Origin of the sequence: Campylobacter concisus (genome assembly GCF_003048835.2) — a bacterium.
GTDB lineage: Bacteria > Campylobacterota > Campylobacteria > Campylobacterales > Campylobacteraceae > Campylobacter_A > Campylobacter_A concisus_D.
This window is the reverse complement of the sequence record NZ_CP060705.1, coordinates 1,606,069-1,619,783: the sequence shown is the minus strand read 5'-3', so window position 1 is coordinate 1,619,783 and position 13,715 is coordinate 1,606,069. Positions and strand designations below refer to the sequence as shown.

Here is a 13,715-nt window from a genome sequence, read left to right as displayed (position 1 = left end):
TCAATCTCTTTTTTCTAACTTATTAACTTGTATACCTGCCCTTTTCAGAACCTTTAATTTTTCTTGTTTTCTCTGTTCTCTCCTTGCCTTATACCTTTCCTCATATTCCTGTTGTTTTCCATTTACTTTACGCTTTAAGTAGTTTTGATGAAGTCTATCTTTTCTTTCCTTGATTTTTCTCTCTTCTTCCTCAATTTTTAATCTTTCTTCTTCTTCAGTCAATTCTTCTTTTGGTGGCTCATAGTTACCGATAAAATTAAAATATATCTCTATTTTTTTGCTTTGATGTTTGACTACTTTTTCTATTCCTTTCATGAACAATAATCTTTTCTACAAACTCATTTATCATTGTAGTTGTAAGTTCATCAAAATTTTCATATCGGCTTATTAGAGATATAAACTTTTTCGCCTTATCTGTTTCTTTTTCATATCTTAATATTGCAAACTCTAAGTCTTTAATTTCTTTGCTTAAAGCTATTTGCTCTGTTTCATATTGACTGTTAAGTATCTCATATCGATTACTTGGTATTTTTTCAAGTATCATATCTTCGTAAATACGGCACATCAATCGTTCAAGTTCCTGAAGCCTGTTTTTACTTTCCATTAATCTTATTTTTGTCTTTTCTATCTCTACTTTTTCCTTTTCTTCCATTTCATTTTAAATGGAACGGATAAAGGCTTCGTGATCTTCATCAAGATATTTTTTAATGTCTTTTAAGGTTTCCTGTATAAGGTTTAAGACTGCTTCCGCTTTTATCCTGTGAGTAGATGGACAAAGCGTTCCACAGGGTACTTTCGTGTAAGCACTGCAAGTGTAGTAGGGAATATTTTTGTAATTACTTGTTCTATGAACATACATTTTACTGCCACAATCTGCATAATACATAAGGCCCAGTTAAAGGGTGATATTCTCCCCAACCATCGGGATACCTTTTTACATTTCCTCTTATCCTTTGCACATTATCAAAGGTTTCTTGGTCTATAATTGCCTCGTGGGTATTTTCAAATATCAGCCAGTTTTCTTCAGATACATATTTGCTTTTCTTATCCTTGAAATGCTTTCTTGTTTTGAAGTTTACAGTATGACCTAAATATTCCTGTTTCTTTAAGATACTTACAATTGTAGAACTGCACCAACGATAAGGATGTTCAAACACTTTGCTTTGATGTAGTCCATATCCTAATTTTTGCTGATGGTAAGCAGGTATATCTACTTTTTCACTTTCCAATATCTTTGCTATTCGATACGGACCATTGCCTTGCATGGTCAGATTGAATATTCTCCTTACTATCTCCGCTGCTTTTTCATCTACAATCCACTTATCTTTGTCTTTTTCATCTTTGATATATCCATAAGGTGGAGAGCTTGCCGTATGCTTTCCGCTTTCCCCCTTTGACCTGAATGTAGATTGTATTTTTCTTGAAGTATCTCTTGTATACCATTCATTCATAATATTTCTAAAAGGGGTAAAATCATCTTCTCTATAAAAGCTATCTACATTATCATTGATAGCAATGAGCCTAACTCCCTTTTGTCTTAAGATTTCCATACATTGACCGACTTTAAGATAGTCTCTGCCAAGTTTACTCATATCTTTTACGATTATACAACCTATTATATTACCTTGATTAACTCCGTTAATCATTGCCATAAAGCCCGGTCTATCAAACTGTGTTCCGCTTATTCCATCATTTGTAAAATGTATGATGTTGCTTAAATTATTTTTACCTGCATATTCTTCAAGGATTTTCTTTTGATTTACAATAGAATTGCTTTCTCCTTGAAGTTCATCATCACGACTTAATCTCTCATAGAGTGCTGTTATCTTTTCATAATTCCTCATTTTTACCCCCTTTCTCTTAGTTTCTTAAATAAAAAAGAATTAAGAAGTACATATTTCACTAATATAGTGATTAAGTGTTCTCCTTAATTCTATTACTCCAAGAGCCAGCTAAATTTACTTATACTATTCCCTCTCAAAACAGCCTCATCTCTTTAAATTTCAGTGATCTTCAAGCTTACGGCTACACAGTAGATAAAGCTGGCTTTATGGGAGCTGACTTTAACAAAGCTGCAGGCTTGCCACAGGGCTTTAAAATCCATAAAAGCACACTTGATGAGCTTAGCCGATTTGCCGAGCGCAACCATGTGCTAAACCGCATCAAGAGCAAAGACGAGCAGATAAAGATCTTTGATAACATCGATATGGCCGACACTATAAAGCACTACTACAGACTATTTGATCAAATGACGTCTAGCGCTTTAGGTGATGATAAAAAGAGCTACACTCTTGCAGATATAGGCAAACTACCAAAAGGCTACAGCATAAAAGGCACTCACTACGATGCCAAAGGACATTTGCTAAAAGATCTATCAAACTCTACTATCTCAAACATCTACTCTAGCACTGATGATCTAAATAGCGCTAAGTCTCTATCAAGTGCAGGCGTTAGGCTCATAGTAAAAGAGGTTGATTTTACGATGAGCGAAGCAGGTGATGAGTTTAGCTTTAACCCTGATGTCTCTTTTTATAAGTCAGATGAAGGTTATAGCAAAGAGGCTCTTTTTATGGGATTTTTACGCAGCTCTAGACCGCTACCAAGTGATAGTGCAAAGACTAAGCTAAGTAGTGCTGCGCTAAATGATATATCAAGCACTGGGGAGCATAAAGAGTACTTTGTGGATTTTGAAAAGGTGGGTAAGGATAGTGAGAGCATAAAAGCACTCATAAAAGAAAGACTTAAAGAGCTAACGCTTTTAATGTATGCAAGATCAAAGAACATTAACACAGAAAGTGTTGCCTCAAACGAATATGAGAAATTTAAGCCAACTAGAGAGGATATAAATTCTCTAGCAAATTCTTGGAGCGAGAGGATAAGTTCTATTAGTAAGAGTTTTGTGTAAAGAGAAATCATATATAAACTAAATCGTTGAAAGGTCGATTTACAAACTAGGAAATACAAAAGGCTTTTAAATATGATAAGCAGTGTAAATGGATTTACATATCAAAATATGAGGTATGAGCCAGCTGGAGCGGAAGAGAAAAATATACAAGCAAAAGCAGAGCAACAACCTGATAAAAATAAAATAAACGATGATAGCAATAACGCTGTAGCAAATAGTGCTCTTCGGCGCATTTTTGGTAACTACATGAGCGGTATTGCAGCTGATGGTAGGATAACCATTTGGGGTAAAGCAACAGGACTTGATAGCTCGATAAGCAAGGACGAAGCAAATTCTTTGTTGCGTTTTATACAAGAGAGCAAGACAGGCGATTTTATGCCAATGATATCTGATGATATTAGCGACGAGTTGTTAAACTCAGCTGATCTTAGTATCAGTGAATTTAAAGAACGCTGGCTACAAGATAGAGCAAGGATGGCAGAGAAGCTAGAAAAGAGCAATGAAGACTTTTTCGCACAAGTAGATGCTATGAATGAAGAAGCTCAAAGAATTTTAAATAATAAAAACAATGAGCCAGATTCAAACGACATAAAAGAAGAATCTTTTAAACCTATTCAGGGACATAGCAAAAATTTAGAAACTTATGACATTACTAAGGATGAGAAATTTTCATATTTACTCAAGCTTCAAAAACTTGAGAGAGAACGAGGAATCGATGTGCTTCGTATCATGCAAAAACTTGAAGAAAATGGTAAAAAAGTTTTTGATAAAAAGGTTTAACTTTATCTTTATATCTAGCATAAGCCACTGCTATGTTATCCTATAACAAGCTCGTTTTGCTTTACCTATCAAGCCATCTTATTTAAAATTTGCTTCTTATCTATCTTTTGCATAAGCTCTAAGACGTCTATGCCTCTTTTTTCTTTGAAATTTAAAAGCTCTCTTACATAGAGAAATTTTTGATCCTTGTTTATATCATAGGTCTCATACTTCTTCTTAACCTGCATAGGTTTAAATTTCTTCTCGCTTTGCTCTTTGGCAAAATTTGCATTGTATTCTTGTTCTTCTTTATGTAGTTTGGCTAGAAATTCTTTATGCTCTTTTGTAGTTTTTTCTACGTCTTCTCTATAAAGCTTCTTAAACTCTTCTATGCTTAGATCTGCTCGGCCAAGTAGAGCAGAACCTTTTTTACTTGACATCGCATCATCAGGTAGTGATCGCATAAAATTCTCTAACTCTGTTTCTTCTTCTTTTGTGCCAAGACCAACCATCTTTCCAGATATCGTCGGTTTGCCATCCACTGAGTAGGTAAGTAGCCAGTCCATGTGTCCTTGTAATACACTAATCTCAAGCTCTTCCATGTTTTCTGGATATTTTGCTATCAGCGCACGTCTTTGCTCGATAGTAAAATCATATTTCTTAGAAAGCATAGTATCTATCTTGTTTATAGCATCCGTTATCCAGTTATCTTTGCTTTCATCTATATCAATAAATTTTGGCAATACTTCTGCAAGGGGTTTGTGCATTAATTTATCAATTAGAGCCTTTTCTTGCTCCTTTGACATTTTTGCATTTTCTTTTTGGATAGTGGTTTCTTGTATTGTTGTATTGCTAAGTCCGTTTATGCTAGTTATCATATCAGCTCCCCCTATGCCTTTATATCAACATCTCTTTTTATACCAAGCATATCTACTAGGTATTTTCCAGCTGGGTTTTCATTTAGCTCTTTTACTAAATTTAAAGGTGGCATACTAAATTTCAAAAAGCTATCCATAAAGTCTTTGCTCTTTTTGCCGTCTTTGTCTATCTCGCCAAAGAGTAGCTTTAGCATTTTTAGATTATGCTCCATCATCTTTTTAAATGATAGTTCGTCTTCTTCATATCCCCTACGTCTATCTTCAGGAGTGCTGACAAAGCCACTTTCTAAGTCGATATAGACAAAGTCTCTTTTAGACCTAATGTGATCTTGCATATATTTAGGCATGCCAGCTATGTCATTATCAGTAGCATTTATAAAGCCAGGTCCAAATTTCATCTCACCCATAAGCTCGAACAGCTCAAATGCCCTATTAAATTCTTTACTATCTATGCTCTTGTCATAGCCTTCTCTTTTGCCTTGTGCTGTTGTCTCGCCCTCTCTTACATCAAGGTTGTTGTTTATAACGGCTGCTATAAGTCCGCCTTTGGTTATTGAGCCATCTTTATTAGTGTATTTCTCTCCATGCGGATCCATAAATACACCAATGACCGTATTTTCTTTGCCACCATTGTTGTTGTTAAAGATATCTGTTGTTGGCTTTAATGGCTGCCTGCCATCTCCACCGCTAAAGCTTGGGTTGAAAAAAAGCGTGCTTATCATCTGCTTATTTGACTCTTTGCCGTTAAAATCAGCCGCAGCCGAGCCAAATTCATGAATGGAGTTATTGATCTTGGTTACTTGCATACTTTGGCGGTTATACTCAAAGCCTTGAGGGAAATTTCTTATCTCATCTAAGCTAAAGCTATCTTTTGAATTTAGCGTGTCTTCGCCAACTACTTGGGAGAGAACTTTGTAGGCATTATTTACAGTTTTTAGTATATCGATGCTGTCAAAAACCCTTTGCATATAGTCAGGCTGCGTCGCTATCCTGACTAAAGACTCCAGTGTGCTTGAGTGAATTTTATATTCGCTTGGTATGCCAGCTTGTTTATTAAACTCATCTGTAAAGTAGCCATCTTTATCTATCTTGTAGCCTAAAACTAGAGAGCTAGTTTGGTTTGTAGAAGCTTTGGTTGATACCTTTATGTTCTGCTCTAAATTCAAGGGGTAGCTACCAAGTGCGTTTATCATCTTAGATCCTTTTAGCTTTAACTCACACCAAAGATATCGTCTTTTTTGTGAAAAGATTTATTTTACAAAGGTTTTTAGTTTGCATAAATTTACTCCTAAACTCTCGTATCTACCTTTTTATAAAGCCTATCTTTGCTAGATAGCTCTTTAAATTTTAGGTCATTTTCAAGGTAGGTGATGTTGTAAATTTCTTTGGTGGTGATACTTTTGCCGTTTTCAAGTCCGATCAGAAATTTACTTGTAAATTTATCAGAGAGGTTTTTAATGAGCTTTGCTCCAAGCTCTTTTAGGCTAGATATCTTCTCATCTTGCTTTATGCCTATATCCTTAAAGTCAAGTCTATTTAGCTCTACATCATTCATGGTTTTGGCATCTAAATTTATACTTGCTCTTTTGCTATCTTTGTCATCTTTGCTTATTAGCTTGCCCGTGTCACTATAAATTTCTTTTACCTCTAGCTCTCTTCCGCTGTCAAATTTAAGTGTGATCGTGCCATTTTTATTTAGCTTCATAGCTATTACGCTGTCTGTGTCTTTTAGTGCAGCTGCTGCCTTGCTCGTATCACTCTCAAAAGCATGCTTTACTCTTTCTAAATTTTCTAGGCTAAACTCAAGCCCAGTTGCCTTTTCAAACTCACTCTGCATAGCGATCATATAAGATGACTTTGTGGCTTTTAGCTTTGAGATGAGATCATCTGCGTCTTCTACATCATTTTCTTTTAAATTTTTGCTTATCCACTCTACGTCTTTGCTGTGAGCGCTAGACTCTTTTTGGTAGTCATTATAAAATTTCATAAAGCTATCTTTTTGATAGCCTGCGTATGAAAAGCTCTCATCTTGTTTAGATCCAGATGGTTTTATGATAGGGTTAAACTCACTAAGCCTTTTCTTGCCGTCAAAGCCAACTTTCTCATAGGCAAAGTTACTTAAGCCGCTCTCTTCGTTAAATATCTTATTATCCCTAAGATCTACCCAGCCGTCTTGGTCTGCATGGTCTTTGAAAAATTTATTAGTCTCTTCTTTGTCTATCTTTTGGTAGCGATACTCGGCTGAAAATAGAGTATAAGGGTTTGAGTTGTTTAAACTAACTCTATAATCAACCGTATTTTTGCTAGCAAAGTCCATAGCCTCATGGCTTAAATTTCTAATATCCTTTTTAATAAAGTCGTTAAGGTTTATCTCGCTCGTAACTTCGCTTAGTTTGAAAATTTTCTCATTACCGTCTTTATCGTAGCCTCTAACCTTTAGCTTATCAAAGTATTTATCACCAGAATTTATCACTCCGTCCTTGTTGCTATCAAAGTTAAATAAAAATCCATTTGCGTCTAGCTTGCCTATGCCTAGTTTGTCATTATCGTCATAAAGATCCAAAAAGACCTCTACATCACCCAGTGAAGTTTTTATCGTTTTTTCATAGGCGTAGTCATTTAAATTTGTAAATTTAGTATCTGCTGCCGCAATGGGCTTAATGGGAGTTTTTGAATTTATAGATGAGAAATAGGTGCTAGTTTGATCCACTTTCCTTAGCGCTGAGGCATCTTCGCCAAAGAGATATTTGTTCTCAAAGTCTTTTTTGTCCCAGTTTCTTCTTTGTATATCCACATAAGAAAAAGCATCGTTTGTCCCACTATCTGCTTTAGCATACTCTGACTTCACGCCACTGGTGCTGGCGCTTTGGATGATAGAGTAAGTGCTATTTGAGATAAGCTTAGTAGCGATGTCTTTAAGCTCAGACTTTAAATTTGTATTGTCTAAAGTTTGCACTCTATCTACGCCAAGAAGGACCCTTGAATAGATCATATCTTTGGGTAAATTTATATTTATGGGCTCTAAATTTGGTGATATATTCATTCTAAATCCTTTTAAAATATATATCTTATATCGGCAAATATAAAAAATGTTTAGTAGTTTATAGTCTAAAAGGGCTTAGAGCGAATGCCTACTATGTTATATTTTTTAAAGCTCTCTTGTCTTCGTCCTCTCATCAAATTCTTTTAAAACATCCATTATTTTACTTGCTAGCCCCTCGAGTGTTTGATCTTTTTTAAGCTCTAAATTTCTAAGCTTTAAAATCCTAGCTAGTATATCCTTTAGATCTTTCTTACCAGATAGTATCTCATCATAATAAGCCTTTGGTATGCCTATCTCGCTTCTATCTTGCTTTGTAATTATTTGATAGTTTTTATATACACTAAGAGCCTCGTCGGTTATCCTTGTTGTGCCACCTTGCAGCACAAGACCTTGCTCGTTTTTTAAAAATGCTACAAAGATTTGCTCCTTAGTATAGCCTTGTTCATTGTCATATACAGACATATCAGGCTTAAAGTCATATCCAGCACTGCTAACCCACATATAAGGGATAGTATGCTCAGTTGTCATCACTTCTGGAGAAAAGTCAAGGAAATTTCCATTGACTTCTACATTTATATCGCTTAGATCATTTACTAGCTTGCGTGCATTTTCTACGTCTTGAGTTGTTCTAAAGATATGAGTTATCTTTTCATTGCTTCTGTCGGTTAGTCCATCTAGCCCGTCGCTAGTCATCCTACCCATTAGGTATTCAACATGCTCTATTTTTTTATCTTTTGAAAAGTAGCCCTTTGGCATCTTTGCTAGGTCCTCGGCTGAGTAAAATTCTTTACCCTTACTAATAACTCCAGCTGAAATTTGATCAAAAATTTTATAGTATTGCTTTATAGTGTCTGCTAGATCGATATTTGCAAAGCTATCCTCTCCAAATAGCGCATTATCCTTTCTTGTATCCATTAAAATATTTGTAAAGTTTGGGTGCTTTTGATTGTGTAGCACTATCGCATCAAGCGTGCTTTTGTGGATTTTAAAGTCCTGTGGCAAACCTGCTGCTTTGTTAAAATCAGCTCCCATAAATCCTTTAGCATCTACACTATATCCATAGCCCTCTTGTGAAGTAAATTTGGCCTGATAAAGAGAGTCGATAGCGCTAGATGAAACAAAGTCATTTTTAGGAGTAGTGACTTGGCTGATCGAATTTATATTTGGAGTATTGGGTAGGAAATTTGCAAAGCCTTCGCTTTTTGTATGTTTTTGGTAGTGCTGTTTTGTTAAGATGGAGTTATAAGAGACTTTCATGGCTTACTCCTTGAAATTTACTTCAAAGAGTAAGCAAAAGTTGTGCCGAAAAATTTAAGCGAGATAAATTTATGTTTGCTCGCTTTGAAATAAAATTTTACCTATGGGCAAAAATAAAAGCAAATTTATAGAAAGCATCTTGTAAAATAAATCAATCCTGAAAAAATGTACCGCTTTTTATAAAAACTGTACCATACTTTTAGGAAATTTTAAAGAAAGGGAAACTGCAAAAAGGGCAGTTAAAGTATCGATAAGTAGGACATCTATGGTGTCACGGGGGAGACTTGAACTCCCGACCTCCGGCTTATGAGACCAGCTTAATCTAATCAATATCCCCTAAAACACGATGTTTCTCTTTTTTACCTTATCTAGTGATACACAAAGTGATACACAATGGAGCTTGTCACTATGGTCACTATCAATAGATGTGGTATCTACAAAGTTAGGTTTAGAATTCATCAGGAGCTACGCAACTACTTCAATAAAAATGAAGTCAATAAATCTTTAAACACAAAAGATATAGCAGAAGCTAAATCAAAAGCAGCTATAATACTAGGCAAATACGAGCAAATCCTAAAGGTCTGTAAAGTGTTAGATAAGAGCCAAATACAAGAGCTTGTCGATAAATATATCAAGGAAACATTGGAGCAGGATTTAATAGACAGAGCTGTTAAAGGGCAAGGTACTGTTTTTTGCAATGTAGGCTTTGATGTTTATAATAATACCCTAGCTCTAGCTAGTGCGGATATGGCTGAGACTTTAAAAGGCGACTACGCTCAAGATTTAAGCAATAATAATTATAGGCTCATAGAAGAAACCCTAGACGAACTCTTAGATAAAAACTCTATAGAGGTTGATAAAACTTCTAACGATTATAAGCTTCTTAGTTATTATATGATGTTGGCGCAAATACAAATACTAGATGAGGCTTCAAAAAGAGGCAGGGGAGAAATACACACACCGCCTGAAGTTATTAGCAATAGACTATTTTATTCACAAAAACATATCAATAAACCTCAACCAAAAGAAGCTAATGAGAGAAAGATCACAACCAACAAAGAGGCTTTAGATAGTTATATTAAGTTTTATAAGGCTAGATGTGATGAAAACAATACAACCAAAGATCAATATAGAGATGTAGTTTCATTTCTTACAGAAGTCTTTTTGGAGTTAGTCTCTCCTAATGAGGATGTTGCAAAAACAACGCTAGAGGATATTATTGATATTAGAGATATTATCAAAACTCTCCCTAAGCGAAATATACAAAAATACAGAGTTATGAGTGTTGATGAGTTGATAGATGCCGAGATTGATGAAGCTGATATTATATCCTCTAGAACATTAGTAAAGTATATGAAGTGGATAAAGGGCTGTTATGCATACTATCATAGCACAGGCTTAATACAAACCAATCCTTTGCAGCTTATAGCTACTACAAGTGGCACAAATGCCTTAGATGAAAGATTGCCATTAGAACATAAAGAAATAGAGCAACTGCTTACTTTAACCAAAGATGATAAAGTAACCAACAATCTAATCAAAGTATTTTATACAAGCGGTATGAGGCTATCAGAACTATATAAGTGCTCTTTAAAAGAGATTGATGGTGTCAAGGTATATGATTTAACTGATAGGAGTATAAGTTTAAAAACTAAGAGCAGTTATAGGCTTATACCAATACATAGAAGCATTGACGTGTCACTTTTAAAAGAGTTACCTACACAGGACGGATTTAGTAAAAGGGTTAATGAGCTTATTAGAAGCCATATTTCTGATGACAAAAGAAAAGTACTATACTCTTTAAGGCATAGTTTTGCTACAGACCTTAAGAACAATAGAATAGACCCTAACGTTATCTCTGAGCTTATGGGTCATTCACATCAAACTATGACACTTCAAAGGTATGCTAGCTCCTATGACGTGCATATATTAAAAGAGGCTATTGAGACTTTGAGTATTTAAATATATTTTTGGAAGTTGATTATAAAAGAGAGGGTAGGCAAATGCTTATAACCTACAAAGGACAAGAGCTAACCAAAGAAGAAAAAGACTTCATAGGTTGGTACATAGTTTTTTTACCACAGGTTTGGGTAGTGATTACTATGGGAACTTTTATAGTGGCTTGGTGGCTAGCAAACACTTACCACTACAAGTGGGAAAACATAGGCATATTCTATTTCTTTTACTGCTTATGCTCTCTTAGTGGCTATGGGGCTGCTCACGACAACCTAGACAATTACAGAGCAGGTCTTATAAGACAGCATAGAATAAAGACAGAGCCTAAGCCATCTAGGCACTATACAAGACGTCTTAAAGGGGAAAGCGATGAGGAGTATCTTATAAGGATACTAGAGAAGCAGGCTCAATATGGCGGAGCTGATGCTATCTATAAACGCCTTAAATACTACTATGATATGTATGAGCTAGATAGAAAAAAGAGAACCTCTAAAGGCTTAAGGTGCAGAAAGGAGCGTAAGGATGTATAAAAATAAAAATGGCACTTGGTGCAGTGATTTTATAATGGATGGTGTTAGATTTCAAAGGAGATATCCTAATAGCACTGAAACAGAAGCTCTAAAACTAGAGAAAGAGTGGAAAGAAGCTATACGCAAAGGTGTATGGGAGACCAATGTAAGCTCAGCTAGAGGCGGTATGAAACTATCAGAGGCTTTAAGCTTCTTACACGATAGATACTGGAAATACCTAGATGATACAACACATTATAGAGTATGCCTTAACAGAGTTATAAAAGCCATAGGAGACAAGGAAGTATCTACGCTTACAACAGCTGACCTATATGAGCTAAAAGATAAGATGCTAAACAAAGGAGTTAATGGCAAGATATATTCGCCACACTCTTTTAACTCATCTCTAGTAGCTCTTGGAACAGCCTTTAGAATACTTGAGGGTCTTGAAGTAGTTAAGTTTAAATCTAAACCAAACTTCAAAGGACTTCAAGTTAGGCAAGTGGTAGGTAAAAGACCTGCTCTAAGAGACGATGAGCTTCTAAGAGCTAAAGAGTTTTTATATAACAGAACTAAAAAATCTAAAGCACTATCTAGCGTAGAGCTATACGAACTCTTTATAGTCCTATCTAATCTTGGGCTAAGACCTGCTGAATACTTTGCTATTGAGCTAGGAGATATTAGTTTTGAGTATGATACTATCACTATCTCTAAGGCAGTTAAGACACACAAAGGCACTGGTACTATCATAGGAGCTCCTAAGAACGGACAAAGCAGAACCCTACCTTGTGGAGAGAATGTTATGGAGGTTTTTAGAAATATAAGACACAGATTGGAGATAGCTAGAAGCGTAAGTAAAGTAGAAGCCCTAAAACTCCTCAGAGAAATAAAGGGTAACGATGTGCTTCGTATGACATACTACTGGGTATCTCAAGGGGCTTATGATAACTGCAAAGACTTACCCCTAGATAAGTGTCCTATAACCCACCTAAATCACGATACAGCAAATCGTATGTGGTGGGCTGTGAGAAACCATCTTGGATATTTAGGGACTAGCAACACTCACGGACTTTACGTATTACGCCATACGGTGGCTTCTAGGTTAGTAAAATTAAAAGGATTTAACGCTTATAAATTAATGGCTTTTATGGGTTACTCAGATATTAAAAGTAGCTTACATTACATACATCTAAATGTAGATGATATACGTGATGGTGTGGGGATTAGCGTTTAGGCTCCATTGATAACAAGTTAATAAGGGGAAGCTAAATGCTTCTCCATTTTTTCACTTTATAAAGTTAAGACATTTTTCTTGATTTTCTAAAATGAAGCATAGGCATAATACCAAAAACATTCATAAAGGGGTCTAGGAAGCTCTACAATCAACGAACGCCTTTGGACGATAGATTATACCTCTAGCAACCCTTTCGTTTAACCTAGAGCCTCCTAGACCCCTTAGAATTGATTTTCTATTTGTTATTCATATAATCAAATCTAGGTTCAGTAAAAGGAAGTATATAATCCATATCAGCCACAGAGAAACGAGAAGCTGGCTTAGGGGGCTTAAACTCTCTCTTTATTAGTGTCCTATCCACTCTTAGTCCTGCTGCTGTATAAACCTTAGCCTTTGTGCTAAGAGAGCCAAAGTTTCTTAGGGCTTCTTTAACATTCTTACCTAGAAGCTTGATACTCATCAAGACTATTTCGTCTCCCCTTACTAGGTCTTGCATTAGATAGTGTAGGTTATATAAAGTAATAGGCACATTATACGTGTATTTCATGGTATAGAAAATATACCCCAATGCTACTTAATATTTACTAAAAATACACCAATAATGTAGTTCTATCTAAACTTTTTCCTTAAACGCTGAATAGCCCTAAAATACGCTGTTTGCAGAACCCTGCCCCTTAGGGGAGAGAGGGGGTAGGGGGAGAGAGGCTTAAACTTAAAGATAACTCTTAGATAATCTATAAGATATCCTAAGGATAATCTAAAGGATACTCTAGGATAACACAGAGATATATCCTGTGATACTCTAGGGATAGTTTAGGGATTGTTTAGGAGTTCTTAATCTAAATCCTATAAATATATCTATAAAAGGATGTCCTTAAGATAAGCATAATAGTTTTAAAGAGAAGCATAGAATAAATCTATCTTGTTGTTACTTGAAATAGATCAATAGTTCCTCGATGTTTTATACTGTTTATAGGTTGCCTAAAGTAGAAAGAATTGAGCCTATTCTTATTACTATTGTTAGCTTAGGTTAATCTTAATCGTGAAGATTTTAATCTTTTTACTCCCTAACACACGCCACTTATAGGAGGAGCAGAGGGGGTAAAGATAACTCTAGGATAATCTAAAGGATACTCTAGGATAACACAGAGATATATTCTGTGATAGTCATAGG

At 35.5% G+C, this 13,715-nt stretch carries 14 protein-coding genes; 5 read left to right on the top strand and 9 right to left on the bottom strand.

Translation table 11 applies throughout. The features are described 5' to 3' along the window. From CVT08_RS10500 to CVT08_RS10485, 4 genes are read right to left on the bottom strand one after another with little or no spacing between them, the layout of a single operon-like run. Positions 1-315, bottom strand: coding sequence for a hypothetical protein (locus CVT08_RS10500; RefSeq protein WP_009295470.1), 315 nt, complete (start codon positions 313-315; stop codon positions 1-3). Beyond that, a complete protein-coding gene (locus CVT08_RS10495; protein ID WP_009295471.1) occupies positions 257-652 on the bottom strand; it encodes a DUF4368 domain-containing protein in 396 nt (131 codons plus the stop codon). Before CVT08_RS10495 ends, CVT08_RS10500 begins: the two co-directional genes overlap by 59 nt. Positions 653-658: 6 nt before the next feature. Next, entirely contained in the window at positions 659-859 is a 201-nt protein-coding gene (locus CVT08_RS10490) for a recombinase zinc beta ribbon domain-containing protein (RefSeq protein WP_429807978.1), read from the bottom strand. A gap of 1 nt (position 860) precedes the next feature. After that, on the bottom strand, positions 861-1,844 hold the full coding sequence (locus CVT08_RS10485; protein WP_430622455.1) for a recombinase family protein: 984 nt from the start codon (positions 1,842-1,844) through the stop codon (positions 861-863). Between the two features lie 74 nt (positions 1,845-1,918). On the opposite strand from CVT08_RS10485, the gene CVT08_RS08140 reads away from it, so the two are divergent. Together CVT08_RS08140 and CVT08_RS08135 are read left to right on the top strand one after the other, a co-directional pair. Continuing rightward, positions 1,919-2,905 carry a Cj0814 family flagellar-dependent secreted protein gene (locus CVT08_RS08140; RefSeq protein WP_230855925.1) on the top strand — a complete coding sequence of 329 codons (987 nt, stop codon included), beginning with the start codon at positions 1,919-1,921 and terminating at the stop codon, positions 2,903-2,905. Positions 2,906-2,977: 72 nt separating this feature from the next. After that, positions 2,978-3,685, top strand: coding sequence for a hypothetical protein (locus CVT08_RS08135; RefSeq protein ID WP_107855824.1), 708 nt, complete (start codon positions 2,978-2,980; stop codon positions 3,683-3,685). A 68-nt stretch (positions 3,686-3,753) separates the two neighbouring features. Here CVT08_RS08135 and CVT08_RS08130 read toward each other — a convergent pair whose 3' ends face one another. The 4 genes from CVT08_RS08130 to CVT08_RS08115 form a co-directional block, all read right to left on the bottom strand. Beyond that, entirely contained in the window at positions 3,754-4,542 is a 789-nt protein-coding gene (locus CVT08_RS08130) for a cell surface protein (protein WP_107855825.1), read from the bottom strand. A gap of 11 nt (positions 4,543-4,553) precedes the next feature. Beyond that, positions 4,554-5,735 (bottom strand): Cj0814 family flagellar-dependent secreted protein, encoded by a 1,182-nt coding sequence (locus tag CVT08_RS08125; RefSeq protein WP_107855826.1) that lies wholly within the window; start codon positions 5,733-5,735, stop codon positions 4,554-4,556. A gap of 95 nt (positions 5,736-5,830) precedes the next feature. Then, positions 5,831-7,585, bottom strand: coding sequence for a response regulator (locus CVT08_RS08120; RefSeq protein WP_107855827.1), 1,755 nt, complete (start codon positions 7,583-7,585; stop codon positions 5,831-5,833). Between the two features lie 105 nt (positions 7,586-7,690). Beyond that, positions 7,691-8,842, bottom strand: a complete 1,152-nt coding sequence (locus CVT08_RS08115) for a Cj0814 family flagellar-dependent secreted protein (RefSeq protein ID WP_107855828.1) — start codon at positions 8,840-8,842, stop codon at positions 7,691-7,693. 393 nt (positions 8,843-9,235) lie between these two features. On the opposite strand from CVT08_RS08115, the gene CVT08_RS08110 reads away from it, so the two are divergent. The 3 genes from CVT08_RS08110 to CVT08_RS08100 are packed head-to-tail and all read left to right on the top strand — an operon-like array spanning position 9,236 to position 12,541. After that, a complete protein-coding gene (locus tag CVT08_RS08110; RefSeq protein ID WP_103643807.1) occupies positions 9,236-10,804 on the top strand; it encodes a tyrosine-type recombinase/integrase in 1,569 nt (522 codons plus the stop codon). Positions 10,805-10,845: 41 nt separating this feature from the next. Beyond that, on the top strand, positions 10,846-11,328 hold the full coding sequence (locus CVT08_RS08105) for a hypothetical protein (RefSeq protein WP_159070984.1): 483 nt from the start codon (positions 10,846-10,848) through the stop codon (positions 11,326-11,328). Next, positions 11,321-12,541: a site-specific integrase gene (locus CVT08_RS08100; RefSeq protein ID WP_107855830.1), complete on the top strand. Its 1,221-nt coding sequence runs from the start codon at positions 11,321-11,323 to the stop codon at positions 12,539-12,541. Before CVT08_RS08105 ends, CVT08_RS08100 begins: the two co-directional genes overlap by 8 nt. Positions 12,542-12,776: 235 nt before the next feature. Here CVT08_RS08100 and CVT08_RS08095 read toward each other — a convergent pair whose 3' ends face one another. Beyond that, positions 12,777-13,001: a hypothetical protein gene (locus tag CVT08_RS08095; protein ID WP_107855831.1), complete on the bottom strand. Its 225-nt coding sequence runs from the start codon at positions 12,999-13,001 to the stop codon at positions 12,777-12,779. Positions 13,002-13,715: the final 714 nt, after the last annotated feature.